The following is a 19,767-nucleotide window of genomic DNA, read 5'->3' on the forward strand; positions in this document are numbered from 1 at the left end:
TCAATTGAACGCCATTAGTATTCAGTGAATACATTGCCAATTTCAGGCTTGGCTAACGCATCAGGGGGTAGTCTCATGAAAAAAGCAGGATTCACTGCTGCGCTATTCGCAATAATTCTATTTGGCTGGGCTGCTCCGGGCTGGGCCGCGAAGCTAGAAGCTCGCGTCGACATTTCAAAACAGACGATGACTGTCAAAAAGCATGGCCGGGTTGTTTACACCTGGCGCGTGTCAACGGCGCGCAGGGGATATGTCACCCCGCGTGGAACATGGCGGCCCAAGCGCCTGCACAAGATGTGGTATTCGCGAAAATACGATATGTCGCCGATGCCCTATTCGGTGTTTTACTATGGCGGTTACGCAATCCATGGCACCGGTGCGGTCAGAAACTTGGGACGGCCAGCCTCGCATGGCTGTGTCCGCCTGAAAACGGCAAACGCTGCGAAGTTCTATTCGATGGTGCGTGAAGTCGGAATGGGCAACACAAGAATTATCGTTACGAATTAGAGTTATTTCCAGACTTCGGCTTACTCGACCAAAGGGCTGCGCCCATGGGCAGCCTTTTGAAGGCACTGGTCGCTTATGCTCCCGGTTTCGATGGACCAAGTGGAAATTCCTTTGAAAATGCCGCTTTAAGGCATTTCTTTTCTTTTATTTCCCGATAGGCTTCGCCCTTAGGGAGCATTATTGCCAATGAGTCTGAAGCCACGGGTGGTTTTGTCCGAGCCGGTTGCCGACGAGGTTCGCAAAACAACATGTTACATGTGTGCATGCCGGTGCGGCATCAATGTTCACATCAAGGACGGCAAGATCCGCTATATTGAAGGCAACCGCGATCACCCGGTCAACAAGGGCGTTTTGTGTGGCAAAGGCTCTGCCGGTATCATGCAGCACTATGCGCCGGCGCGGCTTCGTGCGCCGCTGTTGCGCACAGGTCCCCGTGGGTCTGGCGAGTTCAAGGAGATTTCCTGGGAGGAAGCTTTGTCGCTTGCGACTGAGTGGATGGGCAATATTCGCAAAGACGATCCCAAGAAACTCGCTTTTTTCACTGGAAGGGATCAATCGCAATCACTGACCGGCTTTTGGGCACAACAATACGGCACCCCCAATTATGCTGCCCATGGCGGTTTCTGTTCGGTCAATATGGCTGCTGCCGGGATCATGACTATTGGCGGTGCCTTTTGGGAATTCGGAGCGCCGGATTGGGACCGTACCAAGCTTTTCGTGATGTTCGGCGTTGCCGAGGATCATGATTCCAACCCGATCAAGATGGGCATTTCCAAACTCAAGAAGAACGGCGCACGCTTTGTTTCGGTCAACCCGGTGCGGACCGGATACTCGGCGGTTGCCGACAACTGGATAGGTATCCGTCCGGGGACGGATGGCTTGTTGATCCTTTCGGTCGTCCATGAATTGCTCAAAGCTCGTAAGATCGACGTTGATTATCTGGTTCGCTACTCGAATGCGACATGGCTGGTGATCGATGCACCCGGAACAGTAGATCACGGGCTATTCGCGCGCGACGCTGAGGGCAAGACACTTGTCCATGAGACCGTGACCGAACGGGTCGTTGCGTTTGGAACAAAGGGGGCAAGGGCAGCGCTGTCGGGCCGCGTTCAGCTTGATGATGGACGTTTTGCAGTGCCATCGTTTCAACTGCTTGCCGAAAAATACTCGGATGAACGATATGCCCCGGAAGCCGTTTCTGAGGAAACCGGTGTTTCGGCGCAGACCATTCGCGGCCTTGCAACGGAGATCGCCCGCGTCGCCTTTGATGAGGCGATCAGCATCGACCAGCCGTGGACGGATATCCACGGCGAGCGCCATCAATCCTTTGTAGGCCGTCCGGTTTCTTTCCACGCCATGCGCGGCCTGTCTGCCCATTCCAACGGTTTCCAGACGACACGCGCGCTGCATATGTTGCAGGTTCTGATCGGTGCCGTTGACTGCCCCGGCGGCTTTCGGTTCGAGCCGCCATATCCCAAACCGATCGAAGCGCATCCGACGCCTCATGGACGGGCTGAGCATTTCGGCTCCAACAAGCCGCTGGCGGGGCCGCATCTTGGCTTTCCGCGTGGACCGGAAGACCTTTTGATCGATGCCGACGGCAAGGCCACGCGGCTCGACAAGGCGTTTTCATGGGATGCGCCGCTGGCCGCGCATGGCATGATGCACATGGTCATCGCAAACGCTCATGCGGGCGATCCATATCCGGTCGATGTGCTGTTTCTTTATATGGCCAATATGGCGTGGAATTCGTCGATGAATACCGCTGGCGTCATCAAGATGCTGGAAGACAAGGATGAAGCGACCGGGGAATATCGTATTCCAAAAATTATCTATTCAGATGCCTATTCTTCGGAAATGGTGGGTTATGCCGATCTTGTGCTGCCCGACACTACCTATCTCGAGCGCTACGACTGCATTTCGCTGCTCGACCGCCCGATTTCAGAACCTGATGCGGTTCAGGACGCTATCCGCTGGCCGGTTTTGGAACCTGATCGCGATGTGCGCTCATTCCAGAGCGTCCTCATCGACCTTGGGGCGCGGCTTGGTCTGCCCGGCTTTGTCGATAGTCGCGGCAAGGCAATCTACAAAGACTATGAAGACTATATTGTGAGCCATGAACGTCGGCCGGGAATTGGCCCCTTGGCGGGCTTTCGCGGGAGCAATGGCGACAAGGTGGGGCGGGGTGCGGCCAACCGCGATCAACTCAAACGCTACATTGAAAACGGCTCGTTTTTTTCCACGCATATCCCGATGGAAGCGCAATTTTTCAAGCATGCGAACCAAGAATATCAGGATTTTGGCGTCAAAATGGGATTTTTTGACACGCAAAAGCCCGTTATTTTCCAACTTTATCAGGAAACTTTGCAGAAATTTCGGCTTTCTGCGCAAGGTTTGCGTGAACCTTTTGCGCCTGAGACGCATCGTCAGCGCATTCTCGACGCGTTCGATCCCTTGCCGGATTGGTATCGCCCACTCGGGGAGGCGCTGGTTGACCGCGATGAATATCCCTTGCACGCCATCACCCAGCGTCCGGCTGCGATGTACCATTCATGGGGTTCGATGAATGCGTGGCTGAGGCAAATCCACACGACAAACCCGCTCTATGTGCCGGGCCCGATCTGCGACGAACTTGGCCTTGTCGATGGCGATTGGGCATGGGTGATTTCCCACTATAGTCGCATCAAAGTGGAGATTGCACGCACCGAAGCCGTCAATAGGACAACGCTTTGGACCTGGAATGCCATAGGCAAGCGGGCGGGTACGTGGGGCCTCGACAAGAATGCGCCTGAAGCCAAAAAAGGCTTTTTAATGAACCACTTGATCCATGAACTTCTACCGCCGAAGGGGGATGGGTTGCGCTGGTCCAATTCAGATCCGGTGACGGGGCAGGCCGCGTGGTACGACCTCCGGGTGCGTATCGAAAAAGCTGAACCGGCGGTGATAAGCGAGCCGCAGTTTGCGGCGATGGCCGAACCCGGCGGGGCTGAGCCGCATCCGGTTGAACTTCGCTATGGTCAGGAGTGGGGAAATGACTTCGCTACCATCTTTGCCGACACCGAAAAGCTCGGTCTGGTGATCGACCTTGATGTCTGTGTCGGCTGTCACGCCTGCGTGGTGAATTGCAAGGAATGGAATACGGGCGGATATGGTGCGGCGCTGTCCGACCAAGACCCCTATGGGGCCGATGTCTCCGGTGCGTGGCTGAACCGGGTTCATACGTTTGAAATTGTGCCCGATGGCGGGGAAGTGGTTGGCGAAGCAGGTGATGCGCGTATCGTGCATTTTCCCAAATCCTGCCTGCATTGCGATGATGCGCCGTGTGTCACGGTTTGCCCGACGGGTGCATCCTACAAACGCTTGGAAGATGGCATCGTGCTGGTCGATGAGGATATGTGCATTGGCTGCGGCCTGTGTGCCTGGTCCTGTCCTTACGGGGCCCGCGAAATGGATGTCGCTGCTGGCGTGATGAAGAAATGCACGCTTTGCATTGACCGTATTTATAACGAGACGATGGAAGAGGCTGATCGCCAACCGGCATGTGTGCGGACCTGTCCCACCAATGCACGACATTTTGGTGACTTTGCTGACCCAAACTCTGCCGTTTCGGTGATGGTTGCAGAACGCGGTGGCATCGATCTCATGCCGGAGCAGGGAACCGGGCCAGTGAACAAATACCTTCCTCCACGCGAACGAAAGCCGTTAGCTGCAAGTGCGCAAGCAATGCCTGTTGAAAAGACAGATGGCGCGACCGGGCTATTAGCCTGGCTTGATAACATGCTGGACCGTATCTGACCCATGCATCCAGCTCTCTCAATCATCATATTCACCACGCTTTCCGGCCTTGGCTACGGTTTGGCAGCCATATTGGGATTGGGTCTGCTCGATCCAGCAGCGCTTGCGACCAAGATTGCTCACATCCTTGCCCTTGCGCTGATTTCGGGGGGCCTGTTGTCGTCCACGCTGCATCTGGGCAATCCCCAGAGGGCGTGGCGGGCGGTGTCGCAGTGGCGTTCGAGTTGGCTGTCGCGTGAAGGGGTAATGGCGCTCATTACGTTCGTGCCGCTTTTATGGTCGGCATGGCTTTGCGTGTTCGAAAGCCGCTACGTTGCGCTTGTGGGCTTGACCGGTACGGTTTTCAGCGTTGGCACAATCTACTGCACCGCTATGATCTATGCTTCGCTCAAGTCGGTTCAAGCTTGGCATACCCCGTTGACGCCGCTTTGCTATCTGCTGATCGCTGCGGCTGGTGGGTTTGCATTTGCCAGTCTTGTCGGATTTTCAGGGGGAGGCAGCACACTCGTGTTGTCAATGCTGGCGGTGCTGTTTCTGATCGGCGCATGGTGCGCGAAACTGTACTGGCGCCGAAACATGCAGCAATCTGCACCAATTTCGACGATTGAAAGCTCTACCGGTCTGGGGGCAATCGGGCGTGTGCGCCTGCTAGAACGGCCGCATATGACGGAGAATTATCTGACGCGGGAGATGGGCTTTAAAGTCGCGCGCAAACACGCCGAGAAATTGTGGAAGATTTCCATCCTTCTTGGATGCGTCGTTCCTGTCGCGCTGTTGCTGGTATTGCTGGTGAGCGGGCAAGAGATGGAGGCCGCTGCCATGATCGCCACGCTGGCTTTGCTGTCACACATTGTCGGTGTGCTTTGCGAACGCTGGCTGTTCTTTGCTGAAGCACGCCATGCCGTGATGAATTATTATGGTGGGTAAGGTTTGTCGGCGGTTTTAGTTCTGACCGCGTAACGTGCGGCGGCGGCCACTAATCTGCCACCGTTTGTGAAACCACATCCACTGACCGGGATCTTCACGCACCCAACGCTCGACGACATCGGTGAGCAGTTGGGTGGTGGCCTGCACGTCGATATTGCCCTTCGCGTTTCGCGGCAGGGTCAATTTGTCTTCTATCTCCAGCCGAAACCGGTTACCGGGCAAACGAACGCACCGTGCGGGATAAACATCGCAATCATAGTGGCGCGCCAGCATGCCTAGCATCGGGTTGCTTTGGCAAATGTGACCAAAGAACATGGTTTCAAGGCCGCTTCTGAATTTCTGGTCGACAAGGACGCCAATATTGCCGCCTTTTTCGAGAATTGCGGCCAATGCAAACGAAGCTCCCGTCGATGAGGGCATCAATTCGCCCATGGTGGAACGACGCATCTTTTGAATGTAATTGGCCAGATAAGGATTGTTGGGTGGCCGAAACAACGCTGTGATGTTCATGCCGAATGTTGCTGCTGCAACAGGCAGGAGTTCAAAATTACCCAGATGGCCGGTGAAGAGAATATGCGGCTTTTCTTCACTTGCTATGTGCATGAAGTGATCTATGCCATTGACTTCAACGCGGCCCGGCGTGGTTGCTTCCGGGTCGAAGTCGAAGAGTTGGTCGAGGAAGATATATTCCGCGGCCAAGCGGGCCATGTTGCCCCACATGTCGAGGGCTATTGCGGATATCTCGGACTCACTCATATCCGGGTAGGCCCTGCGCAAATTGGCAAGTGCGACGCGATGGCGGCTGACAAGCGGGCCGATGCGCCGTGCAGCCTTATCCGCGAAATTGAGAGCGCGATCTGGCGGCAAAAGGCGTAGAACCGAGATCACCGCCATTGCCAGACGGGCGACCAGCCAATGATTGACCTGGCGCACACGACGCCCGAAACCGAACTTCAAGCTCCGTTTGAGCGAGCTAAGTGAAGGCGTCGTCAAAACTATGCCTCAGCCGACGCGCAGGATGATCTTGCCGAATACGTTGCGGTCTTCCATGCGCTTCAGGGCGGTGTCGATGCCGGCAAAATCGACCTCGGTGTCGATGACGGGATGTACAAGCCCTGCCGCCATTTTCTGCATGGCGTTTGCCATATTTTCCATACGGCAACCGAAAGACCCGAGCAATTTCAATTGCTGCTGGAACAATTGCATCAAATTCACCTGCGTCGAGACGCCAGAGGTGGAGCCGCAAGTGACAAGACGTCCGCCACGTTTCATGCAGAGCATCGAGCCTGCGAAGGTATCGGCCCCGACATGCTCGAACACCACATCCACGCCCTTCTTTTTGGTGAGCTTGCGCACGACCCCTTCAAAGCGGTCGTCGCGGTAGTTGATGACGTGATCTGCGCCAAGCGCCTTGGCTTTCTCGATCTTGTCGTTTGAACCAACCGTTGTGATGATGGTGCAGCCCATCTTCTTCGCCAACTGGATTGCGGCGGAACCGATGCCGGAGCCGCCCGCATGAACAAGGATCGATTCACCGGGCTGGAGTTTGGCATTGTCGAAGAGCATGTGTTCGACGGTGCCAAAGGTGACGGGTGCCACGGCTGCGCCAATCGCATCGACGCCGGGTGGGGCAGGGACCAGCAAACGGGCGGGCAGGTTGATCTCTTCCTGGGCAAATCCGTCAAGATGAAAACCATGCACGCCGGAAACATGCTCGCACAGATTGTCGCGACCTTCGCGGCAAGGGCGGCAGATGCCGCAGGTGCGCGCGCCATAAATGGACACAAGCTGGCCGGGCAAGAGGTTCGATACGCCCGGACCAACGGCTTCAACCTCGCCGGATGCTTCAGCACCGATGGTAAGGGGCAATTTGCGCTTGGCGAATGCCATGCCGCGCCAACCCCATACGTCGATGTGGTTGAGCGCCACCGCCTTGATGCGCAATCTCACTTCGCCTTGTGCAGGTGGAGGCGGGGGGCGAGATCAACGACTTCGAGATGCCTGTCCTCGATTAGCTGCAATGCGCGCATGGGGCGTGTTGGTTCCCTGATGGCGCATGACCCGGAAAAGCAAATGAGTGTCCGGGAAAGAACATGCGCAAAACAATAATTCAGGAGCGATCATTGCACGCCTTGATGGCGCTTGCCGCTCCGATTTGAAAGGTCGATTAGACCGGTTCCCGCGCCATGACAAGGCAAGTGTTCTGGCCGCCGAAGCCAAAAGAGTTGGAAAGGACGGTGCTGACGCTGGCTGTGCGCTTGATATTGGGGACGACATCCAGTTCGATTGCGGGGTCCGGATTGTCGTAATTGATGGTCGGCGGAATGACGCCTTCGCGCATTGTCATCAGCGAAAACGCAGCTTCAATGGCACCTGCTGCGGAGAGCGTGTGGCCGATCATGGATTTGTTCGACGATACCGGAATGGAGCCGATGCGCTCGCCAAATACGGTTGAAAGCGACATATGCTCCATCTTGTCGTTTTCCGGCGTCGAGGTGCCGTGCGCATTGACATAGTCGATCTGGTCCTCGTTAAGGCCAGCATCGGCAATTGCCGCGCGCACGGCAGCGATTGCCGGAGAACCATCCGGCTTGGAGCGCGTGCGGTGGAAATCGTCGGCCTTTTCTCCGCAACCACGCAGGATGCCGAGGACGGTAGCACCGCGCGCCAGCGCGCTTTCCAGCGATTCCAGCACAAGTGCTGCCGAACCTTCCGCCAGTACGAAGCCTTCGCGATCTTTCGAGAAAGGTTTTGATGCCCGTTCAGGTGCATCATTATTGGTCGAAAGTGCCGACAGCAGAGAAAAACGAATCAGCGCCTCCGCAGTGGCCGAACCGTCAGCCCCGATGGATAGAGCACGCTCGCATTCGCCACGCCGGATTGCCTCGACGCCAAGCTGGATGGCGGTGGCGCCAGAGGCACAGGCGGTTGAGAGCGTGATCGGCAGGCCGGTGGTGCCGAAGCGGTCGGCAAGCTTGTCAGCGATGTGGCCGAACTGCGAACTGTCGAACATTTCGGATGAATTCAGGCCCCGCGCCATTTCAAGAAGACGCTCGGGCGCGTTCTTGTCGTTGCCGCTATTGTAAAGCGCAAAGCGGTCACGCCAGTCAAGTTCAACCGGTGGGGAAGCCAGGAACAATGGCCCTGAGAAATCTTCGGGGTTGATGCCAGCTTCCGCGACCGCTTCCAGTGCGGCCGTTTCCGCCAGTTCATAGGTCAGTGCGCTTGCGCCTTTTGAACTTGATGGCAGGAAATCGACCATACCCGAAATGCGCGTGTTGAGATGATCGACGGGGAACCGAGAGATCGGGTGGATGCCGGACTTTCCAGCCGTGAGAGCCGCCCAGTTGTCGGCCTTGCCGACGCCAAGCGAGGTGACGACGCCAATGCCGGTGACGGCAACAACGGGTCTGCCCAGATGATCTTTCATATTGGCCATGCTCTTGCAGCCCTATTTGGCAGCGCCGACCAGCGCCATGCCTTCAAAATGGTGATAGCCAATCGAAGTTGCCAGTGCGGCGGTTACAAGACCATCCAACTGCCGCTCGGTGGCATCATCGAAAACGGGATACGCTGCCTTGTGATGCACGGCGAGTGCTGCCAGCGCGACGGCGAAGGGAAACTGTGCTTCCTTCATGTGACCGGTCATGGTCGAGAACCCGCGCGCAAAAATGTTCGAGCGTGCATCGATCGCTGCTTTTTCGGTGCTTGTGGCGGTATGGCTGCCGGATGCACCGGAAATTGCCATGAGTTGCGTATCGGGAAGATTTGCCGCTTCAAGCAGCGTCTCAATTGCAGTTGCCAACTCACCACGGGGGCGGCGTGCTCTTGCCGACACGACCGGTCCCAGGATCGCATAGGCTTTGCGGCCACGGCGTTCGGCATGAGCGCGTTGCTCCAGAACAAGGAATGCACCACCGGAGCCGGAGACAACACCGCCACCTTTTGCGCCTTGACGTTGCCAGACGGGTTTCCATGCGCCGCGATGCAAATATCCGGCAAGCTCATAACCGAGCAGCATGTCGGGATGTTCTGTCTGGAATGCGCCGCCGACCAACATATGCGTGGATTGCCCGGAGCGGATGCGCGCGGCTGCGGTTTCAACGGCTGCCACGCCCGCACCTTCTTCTCCCATGAACGTGCGCGATGAGCCGGTGACCTTGTGGACGATGGAAATGTTGCCCGCGAGCAGATTTGAAAGCTGAGCCAGAAAAAGCGTTGGCCTGAGTTCGGTCGTCAGCTTTTCATTCAACAGAACTTCACGGTCGCTGCGCTGTTCGGATGCTGCGAGAATGTCTGAATCAACCGCGACGTCGCGTTCGCCACCGCCTGCGGCGACAACCATATCCATGGATGCGCACAAGTCTTCATCGCCCTTGATGCCGGCATCGTCGAGCGCAAGGCCGGCGGCATAGGTGCCAAGGCGCTGCCATGTTTCCATCTGGCGCAGGTCGCCCCGCTTGGGAATTTGCAGGTTCCAGTCGATTTCGGGAAGCGGGTGGACCGTATATGGCGCAAAGCGTTCGTCATCGAGGTTTGGCCTCGACCCCGTTGCGGTCAGTTTCTGCCAATGTGCCTCTGGCCCTTCTCCAAGCGAGGAGACAAGGCCGATGCCGGTGATGACGACGTCATGGATGCTCATGGACGGCTTTGTCGGTCAGGCGGTGCGATGCGTCAAGATCACATGCGTGTTTGTGTACACGTCAGGCGCTCTTGGCCGCGACCAGTCCGTCGATCTTGGCGCAGAGGTTCTTCATGACAAAATACTCGTCAGTCGAGGCTTTGCCGTCATTGACTTCTTGCGTCCACTTTTCCAACGGCACCTTGATGCCGAATTCCTTGTCGATGGCAAAGACGATATCGAGGAAGTCGAGGCTGTCAATGCCGAGATCGTCGATGGTGTGGCTTTCGGGGGTGATGGTGTCGATGTCGATCTCACTGGTATCGGCAATGATTTTGGCGACTTTTTCGAACGTGGTGGACAAGGGCGTTTCCTTCGATTTCGAGCGGAACCTGCGAAGTTCTGTTTTGGCGCTGTCTAATCGGTTTTTTTGAACAGGAAAAGGCCGAATATGGGTGCGGCCGGTCAGAACGATCAGGAATGCGGTATTTATGCCATTGGTGGAGTGAAGCAGGAACCCGCAGATCGTCAGAAAACCACGCGCCCCAAAACATGCAGGCCGTCGTCTCGCGGTTCGACGATGACTGCCTCGCCTTCGCGTGGCGAAACGCCGGTGAGTTCCTTGATCGTCTCCAGGTGGGTTACCATGACAAGATTGTCGGAGCCTGAATAATTGGTGATCTCATTCATTATCGCTGCCATCTGCGCTGCCTTTTGCGCAGGGTCTTCAGCGGGTGGATCAAGCGGCGCAAATGGCTCAGGCTCACCTTCAAAGGCAATGCGCGCGGTTTCGAGGCATCGGCAGTAGCGGCTTGACTGTACACGCTCTATCGGGGCGGAACGCGCGCCGAACAATGCGCCGATCTTGCGGGCCTGTTGCTTGCCGCGCTGCGAAAGGTTGCGCTGCGTATTGCATTTGTCGATGTCGAAGTTCGCCGGCTCGCCGTTTCCGGGAGCCATCGCGTGGCGAAGCAACACGACGCGGCCTCCATCGCGCAATGCGGCCCAACCGGCTTCGGTTGCATGGGCGCTTAAAGGTATAAGGAGCAGAAACAACGCAATGAAAATTCGCAGCATGAGTGTCCTATTCCGGGCGATATGCCGGTTGATGGCATATAGGGACGATAAAGCCATCTGAAAAACAAGTGGAAGGTGGTTATGGCGTAAAAGCCGATTCGGCTGCTCACGATAGTAATTCTTTGCCGGGTGGATTCAGGCTGGCATAGTAATTACGTTGGGGGATGGCGTTGATCGTGCTGTGCTCTGTGCGCTATGAGCCGTGGCGATCAAGCGTGCCGCCATTTGCTGCGGTGTATGGAAAATTCTGATTCAGGTGCGTTTTTGCACCAAACGGAGGTACGTCGATGCTCCAGAAAACCAGCCATTTCATGCGTCAGGCCAACCTGATCAACGGTGAATGGGTGCAAGCCGATTCCGGTCAGACCGTCGACGTTATCAATCCAGCCACCGGGTTGAAGATCGGCACGGTGCCGAAATCGGGCAAGGCCGAGACGCGCCGTGCCATCGAAGCGGCTGAAGAGGCTTTCCAGTCATTTCGTAAAACATCGGCTCTCGAACGTTCAAAATTGTTGCGCAAACTGCATGACGCGATCATGGACAATCAGGACGTGCTGGCTGAACTGCTGACCATCGAGCAGGGCAAATCGCTTACCGAATCGAAGGGCGAAGTCGGCTCATCGGCTGCCTATGTGCTGTGGTTTGCTGAAGAGGCGCGCCGGGCCTATGGCGATGTCGTGCCTTCACCGTGGGCTGATCGGCGCGTACTGGTCACGAAAGAGCCAGTGGGTGTCATTGCCGCAATCACGCCGTGGAATTTCCCGTCCTCAATGCTGTCGCGCAAACTTGGACCGGCACTTGCCGCCGGTTGTACAGCCGTTGTGAAACCTGCTTCGCAGACACCGTATTCCGGCCTTGCATGGGGTGCGCTGTGCGAGGAAGTCGGTTTTCCCAAAGGTGTCGTCAATATCGTCACAGGTTCCGCTGGCGAAATTGGCGATGAGATTTGCGCCAATCCGCTGGTCAAGAAGATCACTTTCACAGGATCGACGGAAGTCGGCAAATTGCTGATCGGAAAATCCGCAGCGACCGTGAAGAAAGTGTCGATGGAACTTGGCGGCAACGCGCCGTTCCTCGTTTTTGACGATGCCGATATCGACCGTGCGGTTCAGGGCGCGATTGCCGCCAAATATCGCAATTCCGGCCAGACATGCGTGTGCACCAATCGTTTCTTCGTGCAGGCGGGTATTCATGACAAATTTGTGGAAAAGTTTGCCGCTGCCGCCAACGAGCTGAAGGTTGGGTCCGGTCTTGACGACGGCGTTCAACAGGGACCGCTGATTGACGTGAATGCGGTCGAGAAAGTCGAGGAATTCATCGAAGACGCGGTTGCCAAGGGTGGCAAAGTGATTTCGGGCGGCAAACGTCACGCACTAGGCGGTTCATTCTTCGAGCCAACGGTCATTTCGGGCGCAACGCCGGATATGAAATTCATGAAGGATGAGATTTTCGGCCCGCTGGCACCGGTCTTCAAGTTCGAGACGGAAGAAGAGGCTGTGGCACTGGCCAATGATACCGATTTCGGCCTTGCCTGTTATTTCTATACGGGCGACCTCGGGCGAGCCTTCCGCGTGATGGAAGGCTTGAAATATGGAATGGTTGGGGTGAATGAGGGCGTTATAACCACGCCAGAAGCACCATTTGGCGGCGTCAAGGAATCCGGACTTGGCCGCGAGGGCGGCCATCAGGGCATGGATGACTATCTCGATACGAAATATGTCTGCATTGGTGGACTTGGCCTCTGATCGGACCAAGCAATTGATCCCGGTGGCGCTGAGCCACCGGGGTTTTGGGCTTGAGCGATGAAAGACGGCGAAATCTTCGGTGCGACTGAAGACGGGGACGCTGTTAGCCGCTTTGCCATTCGCGGTGGCGGGCTGAGCGCCAAAATCATGAATTGGGGCGCGATCCTTCAGGATTTGCGCCTTTTTGGCCATGATGCCCCCCTGGTTCTGGGCTTTGACCGGCTGGAGCAGTATTTCAGCGATACTGCATATTTCGGTGCGGTTGTCGGTCGCTATGCCAACCGTATTCGCGATGGCCGTTTCACCATTGGCGGGCAGCGCTATGAGAGCGATCGCAATTTCCTCGGGAAGCATAGCTTGCACGGGGGCGCGCTGGGTTATTCCCGACGCCTATGGACCGTTTCATTGCATGGCCGGGATTTTGTTACGCTGATTTTGCATGATCCGGCCGGTACGATGGGATTTCCGGGCGCATTGGAGGTGAGTTGCACTTACCGGGTGAAAATTCCCGCAACCCTTTCGGTGGAATTTACCGCAACGGCAAGCGAAGCAACGCTGTGCAATTTGACCCAACATTCCTATTTCAACCTTGACGATGGCGGATCAGGGACGACGCTGGACCATCGCCTGATGCTGAACGCTGGAGCTTATCTGCCGGTTGATGCAGAAAAATTGCCAACCGGCGTGGTGCAGCCGGTGGATGATACGCCATTCGATTTTCGCCAGGTGCGGGCTTTGCGAATGGAAATTGATGGGTGCCAAGTGCCCTATGATCATAATTTTTGCCTGACGTCGGCACATGGACCGCTGAGGCAGGCGGCGTGGCTGCAAGGTGGATCGTCGGGCGTCGAAATGGAAGTTTGGACAACTGAACCCGGCCTGCAACTCTATGGTGGCCAGTATATTGCCACATCGGGGCATGGCCTTGATGGCATCGGATATCAACCTTGCTCGGGTGTTTGTTTTGAACCGCAAGTCTGGCCGGATGCGCCAAATTGGCCATATTTTCCGCAAGCGACACTGCGTTCCGGTGAGACTTATCGACATGTGACAGAATACCGGTTCAAGCTTCCGTAGTGTAAAATGGGTGGCTTCATGCGCCCATTCCAGTGTTGGTGCGCGAGTTTCAAAGGCTGGTTTGTTGTCGATACACTCACCGTGAGGAAGGGAGCAGGTTTGGCATCGCTTGGACGAACCATCATTGTGGCCATTGGTGTTGCGGGCGTGCTGATCGGCATTCTGGCCGCGATCTATGTGACCGAGTTTGGAACACCTGCCGGCCCGGATTTGGCACGTACAAAAAGACCATGAACGGTCTTTTCGTCGCCAGCATCAAGCCAGAAAAAGACACGCTTCGCCAAGGAGAGTTGCACGCGTGGGTGTTGACACTGGAGATGGCTTCGGGCGGCGCGCCGGTTGAGAACGCGGCGATCGATATTTCGGGCGGCATGCCCAAGCACAATCATGGATTGCCGACCAGCCCGCAGGTAACCGGCTATCTGGGGGAAGGTCACTATCGGATCGAGGGGGTGAAATTTTCCATGCGTGGATGGTGGCAATTGCGGTTCAACATTTCCGCAGCCGCCGGTTCCGATACTGCTTTGTTCAACATCATGTTGTGAGCCAAGGCATGTGGCGCGCACATCAATTTTGGCCGGTGGCGTTCCTCGTGTTGCTGGCAGGTTGCGGAAAGCCCGAATTCTCGGATGCGGAAAAGACGATCATCGCGTCACTGAGCCTGTCGGCATTGCCGCCGCTTAAAGCTGACACCACCAACAGATTTGCTGATGTTCCCGCCGCTGCGGCGCTCGGTTCGACGTTGTTTTTCGATCAACAGTTAAGTCGTGACGGCACTGTTTCGTGTTCGACCTGTCACAAAATCGACCGTCAGTTTCAAGATGATTTGCCGCGTGCAGTTGGTGTTGCTCAATCCAATCGACGCACCATGCCGCTTGCAGGTGTCGCCTATAATGCATGGTTTTTTTGGGATGGCCGACGTGACAGCTTGTGGGCGCAATCGCTGGCGCCGTTGGAGGACCCGCGTGAACATGCCGGCAATCGTGCGGCTTATGCCCATTATATCAAGGCGCGATATGGCGAGCGATATGAACGCATTTTCGGAGCCTTGCCTGATCTGTCTGACATTCCTGCCAATGCCAGTCCGCTCGGTACGGATCTGGAAAAAGCTGCCTGGAATGGCATGACGGAGCAGCAGCGAGACGCGATCAACCGTGTGTTTGCCAATATTGGAAAGGCAATCGCTGCATTTGAACGTTCGATTATGCCTCAACCAACGCGCTTTGACCGGTTTGCAAATGCGCTGGCGAGCGATGCGGACCTGCCGTCTGATGCGATTCTATCTGATGAAGAAATTCATGGTCTCAAACTGTTCATCGGCAAGGCGAATTGCGCAACGTGCCATAACGGTCCGCGTTTGACCGATGACGGTTTTCACAATGTCGGGGTGGCGCCAGTGGCGGGACTTGCACCAGATCGCGGGCGGATTGCGGCGGTAGGGCAGGTGAAAACTGATCCTTTCAACTGTGTTGGTGCCTACCGCGACGGCGGGGTGGATGCCTGTGGTGAACTGCGCTTCATGCGCGGGTCCGGTACGGAACTGGTCCGGGCTTTCAAGACCCCATCGCTGCGCGGTGCGGCGGCGCGCCCGCCTTATATGCACGCCGGCCAGTTCTCGACGCTTGAGCAGGTTGTCGAACACTATATTCAGGCACCTGCGAGCGCGGAAGGAATAACCGAGCAACATCCGATCCAGTTGTCCGAGCGTGAGCGCGCGGCGCTGGTGGCCTTTCTCAAGACGCTGGTCGAGTGAATTACCTGTCTTTCACCGTTTCCATCGCGACAAATGTCGATGTTTGTGCCACATGGGGAAGGCCCGAAATACGCTCTCCCAAGACGCGTCGATAGGCGGCGATGTCGCGGGTGCGCACTTTCAGGAGATAATCGAAGCTTGATGCTATCATATGGCATTGTTCGATCTCCGCCACGTTGTGGACGGCGCGGTTAAAGGCATCGAGTGCTGCCGAGCGGGTCTCGGAAAGTTTGACCTGGACAAAAGCGACGTGGCCTTCGCCCATGCGCTCATGGTTGATGACGGCACAATAGCCGCGAATGTAGCCGTCTTTTTCCAATCGCCTGACGCGTGCCTGCACCGGCGTTTTGGACAGGCCGACCTTCGTTGCAAGTTCGGCCATTGAAAGACGCCCGTTGCGGGCCAATGCGGACAGGATATTTCGATCTATGCGGTCTATATGATCTTCTGTCATTACAAACTCGGTTCAATTGATCTAATTTCTATCGTCACATTAGTTTGCATGGTCTGAGTTGTCGAATATTTTGGACCGACCGAAATGAGGCTTTGTGTTAGGGTTTCAACTGCGGTCTGGTTTTGGGCTGGACTGTCTTTTTGATGCAGCCGTTCCGATAGGATCGCCATGTCTACGCTCGACACCATTCGCCAGACTATCCGTGCCAATTATCTCCCGGTTGAAGACGCTGCCGTGAAGCGTCTGGTCGAGACAGTTGACCTGTCACAAGCCGATCGCACGGCAATTTCCGCGCACGCTGCTGCGCTGGTTCGTGCGGTGCGCGGGTCATCCGATCCGGGGTTGATGGAGATGTTTTTGTCGTCCTACGGTCTTTCCACCAAGGAGGGGGTGGCCTTGATGTGTCTGGCGGAGGCGCTGTTGCGCGTGCCTGACGCCGAGACGATGGATGATCTCATCGCCGACAAGATTGCGCCGCATGACTGGTCTGCGCATTCGGGCGGATCACATTCGATCTTCGTCAATGCCTCGACCTGGGCGTTGATGCTGACGGGCAGGGTGCTTGAGGAGGGCGAGAGCGGCATTGAAGGCACGCTGCGCGCCATGGTGCGCCGCCTTGGTGAACCGGTCATTCGCAAGGCGGTTGCCGCCGCGATGCGCGAAATGGGCGAACAGTTCGTACTCGGGCGCAATATTGCGGAAGCCGTAAAGCGCGGCCGCCCGATGACACAAAAAGGCTATCTCTATTCCTTCGATATGCTGGGCGAGGCGGCGCGTACCGAAGCCGATGCGCTTCGCTATCTGAAGGCCTATGCCGACGCGATTTCTGCCCTCAATGCTGGCACCAATGGTCCCGATATTCGCAAGAATCAGGGTATCTCGGTGAAGCTTTCGGCGTTGCATCCGCGCTATGAAGTTGCGCAAAAGGAGGCGATGCTGCCGGTGATGGCAGAGCGGCTCTTGTCGCTGGCACTTGCAGCGCGCCATGCCCGTATGGGATTGAATATCGACGCCGAAGAGGCGGACCGGCTCGACCTGTCGCTCGACGTGATCGAGGAAGTGCTGGCCGACCCGCGCCTTGCCGGCTGGAACGGTTTTGGTGTTGTCGTTCAGGCTTATGGTCCACGCGCGGCGTTCACCATCGACTGGCTCTACGGGCTGGCAAAGAAATATGACCGCAATATCATGGTGCGTCTGGTCAAGGGCGCATATTGGGACACCGAGATCAAGCGGGCGCAAATGCTTGGCCTCTCCGGCTATCCGGTGTTCACCCGCAAGGCGAATACCGATGTTTCCTATATGGCCTGTGCGAAGAAGCTTCTGTCGATGACGGAGCGCATCTATCCGCAATTTGCCACGCATAATGCCCATACGGTTGCCGCTATATTGTCGATGGCACCGAACCGGGATTGCTTTGAATTCCAACGCCTGCATGGCATGGGCGAACAGTTGCATGAAGCCGTTCGCAAGGCCGAGGGCACGCGCTGCCGCATCTATGCTCCGGTCGGCGCACATTCGGATCTGCTTGCCTATCTGGTGCGCCGTCTTCTTGAAAACGGGGCCAATTCGTCATTTGTCCACCAGCTTACCGACGAGGAGGTTGAGCCGGAGGAGATTGCGCGTGATCCGCTTGAATTGATTGAAAGTCAGGGTGACGCCGCTAATCCGAATATTGCCATGCCGCTCGATATTTTCGGCAGTGGGCGGCGCAATGCCAAGGGGTGGGATATCACCGACACTGTCACGCTTGCGGCAATCGAGGAGGCCAGAGCCGCGTTCACCGGGCCGGATCACTGGCATGCCAAGCCCATAAGCCGGGCTGCGGGATACGGGAATTCGCGTGCGGTGGTAAACCCCGCCAAGCCGGATGATGTGGTTGGCAAGGTGACGGAAGCCGGGGCCAAGCAGGCTGCGAGCGCGGTACGCTTTGCTGTCGAAGCGCAACCGGCATGGGCGAAAAGGCCAGTTGCCGAGCGCGCCGCGATTTTAAGAAAAGCTGCCGATTTATACGAAGCCAATGCTGTCGAGTTCTTTGCGCTTGCGACGCGCGAAGCAGGCAAGACGCTGGCTGACGGTGTGGCCGAAGTGCGTGAGGCGGTCGACTTTTTGCGCTTCTATGCAACGGAAGCGATAGATGCAGAGGCAGGAACGCAAGCGCGCGGCGCGATCGTCTGCATTTCACCGTGGAATTTCCCGCTGGCGATTTTTACAGGACAGATTGCTGCTGCACTGGTCACCGGCAATTCAGTTATTGCCAAACCGGCCGAGCAGACGCCGCTGATTGCGTTCCGGGCGGTTCAATTGCTGCGTGAGGCCGGTGTGCCTGAGGACGTCATTCAACTTCTGCCGGGTGATGGCTCAGGCGTTGGCGGACCACTGACGTCCGATCCGCGTATAGCGGGCGTATGTTTTACGGGCTCGACCGAGGTTGCCAAGCTGATCGAGAAGCAACTGGCAAAAACGGCAGCGCCCGATGCCATGCTGATTGCGGAAACCGGCGGGCTGAATGCCATGATTGTCGATTCCACAGCACTTCCCGAACAGGCGGTGCGCGACATTCTTGCCTCATCGTTCCAAAGTGCGGGCCAGCGATGCTCGGCTCTTCGCGTTCTCTACATCCAGAAGGATGTGGAAAAGAAAATGCTGGAAATGCTGACGGGAGCCATGAAAACGCTGAAGGTTGGTGATCCGTGGCACCTTTCCACCGATGTCGGACCCGTTATCGATGAAGAGGCGATGAGTTCGATCCGCACTTACTGCGCCGATATGGAGAGCGATGGCAAACTTGTCGCAAAACTTGACGCTCCAGATGGCGGCCTTTTCGTTGCACCGCATGTGGTGCGCGTCAAAGGCATCGAGGACATGCAGCGCGAAGTGTTCGGTCCGGTCCTGCATGTGGCGAGCTTCGATGCAGAGAAGATCGACGCCGTCATCGCTGCGATCAATCGTAAGGGCTACGGCCTGACGTTTGGATTGCACACCCGCATCGAGGCACGGGTTCAGCGCTTCGTCGATGGCGTCCATGCGGGAAATATCTACGTCAACCGCAACCAGATCGGTGCGGTTGTCGGGTCGCAACCCTTTGGCGGTGAAGGCCTGTCCGGGACAGGCCCGAAAGCTGGTGGCCCACATTATCTGCGACGCTTCCGCAAGGGAGCGGAAGCGGGAAGCGAATTGCCTGAAGGCCGTAGCGCGACACCCAAGGAGCTTGCAGACAATCTGCCGGAACCGGCGCTTGGCGGCTGGTCAGGCCGTCCTGACAGGGTCGCCATTTTGCGCAAGCATCTGCGTGGCAAGGGTGCGGCTTATATCGCTGCCGCCGCAGCGTTGGATTTCGGGCAGGTCGATCTGCCGGGACCGACCGGCGAGGCAAACACCTTGTCGCTTGTGGCGCGTGGCCGTGTCCTGTGTCTTGGCCCGGACGCCGAAACGCTACTTGCGCAGGTGATACAGGCGCTTGCCGCAGGCAATGCGGTCTTGGCTGTTGCGCCCAACGCTTCTGCCGCTCTCGCTTCGCTTACCGGAAAGGGGCTGCCGCTTGGCGTGATTGATGCGCGTTTTGATCCGGCCAATGCGGATGTGCTGCGTGTCGGTGTGGTGGCTTTTTCGGGACAAGTGGAAGCGGCAAGAGCCATCCGCAGCGTGCTCGCGGGTCGGGAAGGGGCAATTGTGCCATTGGTCAGCGAAGTGCTGAACCCGGTCGCTTATGCACATGAACGGGCCGTGTGTGTCGATACGACTGCGGCAGGTGGCAATGCGAGCCTGCTGGCGGCGGCGTGAGGCGCTTCATGCCCCAGCGCCAGCGCCTGTG

At 56.9% G+C, this 19,767-nt stretch carries 14 protein-coding genes and 3 pseudogenes; 10 read left to right on the forward strand and 7 right to left on the reverse strand.

What is annotated here, in order from left to right; genetic code table 11:
- Positions 1 to 75 precede the first annotated feature (75 nt).
- The 4 genes and pseudogenes from AC0L7S_RS15265 to AC0L7S_RS15280 all read left to right on the forward strand — a co-directional run bounded on the left by AC0L7S_RS15265 (position 76) and on the right by AC0L7S_RS15280 (position 5,229).
- On the forward strand, positions 76 to 507 hold the full coding sequence (locus tag AC0L7S_RS15265) for a L,D-transpeptidase (protein ID WP_473471799.1): 432 nt from the start codon (positions 76 to 78) through the stop codon (positions 505 to 507).
- A 186-nt stretch (positions 508 to 693) separates the two neighbouring features.
- Positions 694 to 3,534, forward strand: a pseudogene (locus AC0L7S_RS15270) (molybdopterin oxidoreductase family protein); the annotation flags it as partial.
- Positions 3,535 to 3,538: 4 nt separating this feature from the next.
- A pseudogene (locus AC0L7S_RS15275) lies at positions 3,539 to 4,302 on the forward strand (4Fe-4S dicluster domain-containing protein).
- A gap of 3 nt (positions 4,303 to 4,305) precedes the next feature.
- Positions 4,306 to 5,229, forward strand: a complete 924-nt coding sequence (locus tag AC0L7S_RS15280; protein WP_473471800.1) for a dimethyl sulfoxide reductase anchor subunit family protein — start codon at positions 4,306 to 4,308, stop codon at positions 5,227 to 5,229.
- Between the two features lie 15 nt (positions 5,230 to 5,244).
- Here the strand turns inward: AC0L7S_RS15280 and AC0L7S_RS15285 are convergent, their stop codons facing one another.
- From AC0L7S_RS15285 to AC0L7S_RS15310, 6 genes and pseudogenes are all read right to left on the reverse strand, one after another.
- Positions 5,245 to 6,222, reverse strand: coding sequence for a lipid A biosynthesis lauroyl acyltransferase (locus AC0L7S_RS15285; protein ID WP_473471801.1), 978 nt, complete (start codon positions 6,220 to 6,222; stop codon positions 5,245 to 5,247).
- Between the two features lie 9 nt (positions 6,223 to 6,231).
- A pseudogene (locus tag AC0L7S_RS15290) lies at positions 6,232 to 7,259 on the reverse strand (zinc-binding dehydrogenase).
- A gap of 137 nt (positions 7,260 to 7,396) precedes the next feature.
- Positions 7,397 to 8,668, reverse strand: coding sequence for a beta-ketoacyl-ACP synthase (locus tag AC0L7S_RS15295; protein WP_473471802.1), 1,272 nt, complete (start codon positions 8,666 to 8,668; stop codon positions 7,397 to 7,399).
- A 12-nt stretch (positions 8,669 to 8,680) separates the two neighbouring features.
- Complete coding sequence (locus tag AC0L7S_RS15300) at positions 8,681 to 9,871, reverse strand: beta-ketoacyl-ACP synthase (protein ID WP_473471803.1); 1,191 nt, start codon at positions 9,869 to 9,871, stop codon at positions 8,681 to 8,683.
- Between the two features lie 61 nt (positions 9,872 to 9,932).
- On the reverse strand, positions 9,933 to 10,214 hold the full coding sequence (locus AC0L7S_RS15305) for an acyl carrier protein (protein ID WP_473471804.1): 282 nt from the start codon (positions 10,212 to 10,214) through the stop codon (positions 9,933 to 9,935).
- Between the two features lie 164 nt (positions 10,215 to 10,378).
- The gene (locus tag AC0L7S_RS15310) at positions 10,379 to 10,927 is read right to left on the reverse strand and encodes a histidine phosphatase family protein (RefSeq protein WP_473471805.1); all 549 of its coding nucleotides are present in this window, start codon (positions 10,925 to 10,927) and stop codon (positions 10,379 to 10,381) included.
- Positions 10,928 to 11,214: 287 nt separating this feature from the next.
- Here AC0L7S_RS15310 and AC0L7S_RS15315 point away from each other — a divergent pair, with 287 nt between their 5' ends.
- From AC0L7S_RS15315 to AC0L7S_RS15335, 5 genes are all read left to right on the forward strand, one after another.
- Positions 11,215 to 12,672 (forward strand): NAD-dependent succinate-semialdehyde dehydrogenase, encoded by a 1,458-nt coding sequence (locus tag AC0L7S_RS15315; protein ID WP_473471806.1) that lies wholly within the window; start codon positions 11,215 to 11,217, stop codon positions 12,670 to 12,672.
- A gap of 57 nt (positions 12,673 to 12,729) precedes the next feature.
- Positions 12,730 to 13,749: an aldose epimerase family protein gene (locus AC0L7S_RS15320; RefSeq protein WP_473471807.1), complete on the forward strand. Its 1,020-nt coding sequence runs from the start codon at positions 12,730 to 12,732 to the stop codon at positions 13,747 to 13,749.
- A 99-nt stretch (positions 13,750 to 13,848) separates the two neighbouring features.
- Positions 13,849 to 13,983, forward strand: coding sequence for a hypothetical protein (locus AC0L7S_RS15325; RefSeq protein WP_473471808.1), 135 nt, complete (start codon positions 13,849 to 13,851; stop codon positions 13,981 to 13,983).
- Entirely contained in the window at positions 13,980 to 14,294 is a 315-nt protein-coding gene (locus AC0L7S_RS15330) for a FixH family protein (RefSeq protein WP_473471809.1), read from the forward strand. Before AC0L7S_RS15325 ends, AC0L7S_RS15330 begins: the two co-directional genes overlap by 4 nt.
- Positions 14,295 to 14,302: 8 nt before the next feature.
- A complete protein-coding gene (locus tag AC0L7S_RS15335) occupies positions 14,303 to 15,502 on the forward strand; it encodes a cytochrome-c peroxidase (RefSeq protein WP_473471810.1) in 1,200 nt (399 codons plus the stop codon).
- 1 nt (position 15,503) lies between these two features.
- On the opposite strand, the gene AC0L7S_RS15340 is transcribed toward AC0L7S_RS15335, so the two are convergent.
- The gene (locus AC0L7S_RS15340; protein ID WP_473471811.1) at positions 15,504 to 15,956 is read right to left on the reverse strand and encodes a winged helix-turn-helix transcriptional regulator; all 453 of its coding nucleotides are present in this window, start codon (positions 15,954 to 15,956) and stop codon (positions 15,504 to 15,506) included.
- Between the two features lie 168 nt (positions 15,957 to 16,124).
- Here AC0L7S_RS15340 and putA point away from each other — a divergent pair, with 168 nt between their 5' ends.
- The gene (gene putA / locus AC0L7S_RS15345) at positions 16,125 to 19,736 is read left to right on the forward strand and encodes a bifunctional proline dehydrogenase/L-glutamate gamma-semialdehyde dehydrogenase PutA (RefSeq protein ID WP_473471812.1); all 3,612 of its coding nucleotides are present in this window, start codon (positions 16,125 to 16,127) and stop codon (positions 19,734 to 19,736) included.
- Positions 19,737 to 19,767: the final 31 nt, after the last annotated feature.

It is taken from the genome of Mesorhizobium sp. G2-6-1 (assembly GCF_055809095.1).